Source organism: Lachnoclostridium sp. MSJ-17, from assembly GCF_018918205.1.
Lineage (GTDB): Bacteria > Bacillota > Clostridia > Oscillospirales > Acutalibacteraceae > Ruminococcoides.
The window spans coordinates 1-653 of the sequence record NZ_JAHLQB010000004.1 but is presented as its reverse complement, the minus strand read 5'-3'; the positions used below and the strand labels follow the sequence as shown (position 1 = coordinate 653).

1 pseudogene is annotated in these 653 nt (G+C 58.3%); it reads left to right on the top strand.

Annotation, left to right across the window (positions count from 1 at the left end):
* A pseudogene (locus tag KQI64_RS00190) lies at window positions 1–653 on the top strand (DNA-directed RNA polymerase subunit beta); the annotation flags it as partial.

Sequence of the window (653 nt, the reverse complement as noted above, 5' to 3'; positions counted from 1 at the left end):
CAAGGAAACCGGCATTGTCACCGACGAGGTCGTCTACATGACCGCGGACGTTGAGGATAACTACTACGTAGCGCAGGCGAACGAGCCGCTCGATGAGAACGGCAGATTCGTACATTCCAAGGTCGTAGGCCGTTACCGCGACGAATTCGTCGAGCTTCCCGCGGCGCGCTTTGACTACATGGACGTATCTCCTAAGATGGTTGTATCCGTCGCTACGGCTATGATCCCCTTCCTTGAAAACGACGACGCGAACCGTGCTCTGATGGGCGCGAACATGCAGCGTCAGGCTGTTCCGCTTCTCCGCTCGGAGGCTCCTATCGTCGGCACCGGCATGGAGTACAAGGCAGGCACCGACTCGGGCGTCTGCATTCTCGCTGAGGGCGACGGTATCGTCATGAGCGTCGACGCGAGAAATATCCGCGTTCAGTACGACGACGGCAATGTCAAGGATTACGAAGTTATCAAGTTCCTCCGCTCCAACCAGGGCACCTGCTTCAACCAGCGCCCGATCGTTGAGAGAGGACAGAGAGTTAAGGCAGGCGACGTGCTTGCCGACGGTCCCGCCACCGAAAACGGCGAAATCGCCCTCGGAAAGAACGCCCTCATCGGCTTCATGACCTGGGAAGGCTACAACTACGAGGACGCCGTTCTCC